2 protein-coding genes are annotated in these 884 nt (G+C 33.1%); both read left to right on the top strand.

What is annotated here, in order from left to right:
- Positions 1-350 (top strand): tyrosine-type recombinase/integrase (locus ACLU24_RS14120; protein WP_412613300.1); only part of this gene is annotated, 350 nt, incomplete at its 5' end.
- Between the two features lie 12 nt (positions 351-362).
- On the top strand, positions 363-884 hold a 522-nt coding region (locus ACLU24_RS14125; RefSeq protein WP_412613302.1), incomplete at its 3' end, for a restriction endonuclease subunit S.

Genomic DNA, 884 nt, shown 5'->3' on the forward strand with positions numbered 1-884 from the left:
AGGAGCGAATAGTATATTTTGATGCAAGAACAAAAATACATTTGCAGAATTACTTGAACAGTCGCAAGGACGATAATCCGGCATTGTTTGTGTCATTAAAAGCCCCTTATGAGAGATTAAAAATCGGTGGTATTGAAGTGCGATTGCGAAATTTTGGAAAACAATTAGGTCTTAGTAAGGTACATCCACATAAATTTAGGCGTACTCTTGCGACTATGGCAATAGATAAAGGAATGCCCATTGAACAGTTACAGCAGCTTTTGGGACATAGAAAAATAGATACGACTTTGCAGTATGCAATGGTTAAACAGAGCAATGTTAAATTGGCTCATAGAAAATATATTGGATAATGGAGATTGTTTATGAAATATAGAATGGACGAGATTACCGAATCGTGTTTGGGGAAAATGCTTGATAGTAAAAAAAATAAAGGGGAGTATCAGCCATATCTTGCAAACATAAATGTTAGATGGGGGTCATTTGATTTGAACAATTTATCTTTGATGAGATTTGAGCCAAATGAAAATGACAGATATGGCATAAAATATGGCGACTTAATTATGTGTGAAGGTGGCGAGCCGGGTAGATGTGCTATTTGGAGAGATGAACTTCCAAATATGAAAATTCAAAAGGCATTGCACAGAATAAGACCTAATACAAATTTGGTAGATGTTGAATATTTATACTATTGGTTTTTATTATCTGGGAAAAATGATTTACTTAGAAGACACTTCACAGAAACAACAATCAAACACTTGCCGGGGGAAACATTAAAACAGTTAGTTATTGATTTACCAGATATGAAAATACAAAAAAATATATCCACGGTTTTAAGAAGCATAGATAAAAAAATAACTGTAAATGAAAAGATAAACGATAATTTA

Origin of the sequence: Pseudoruminococcus sp. (genome assembly GCF_047012705.1) — a bacterium.
GTDB lineage: Bacteria > Bacillota > Clostridia > Oscillospirales > Acutalibacteraceae > Pseudoruminococcus.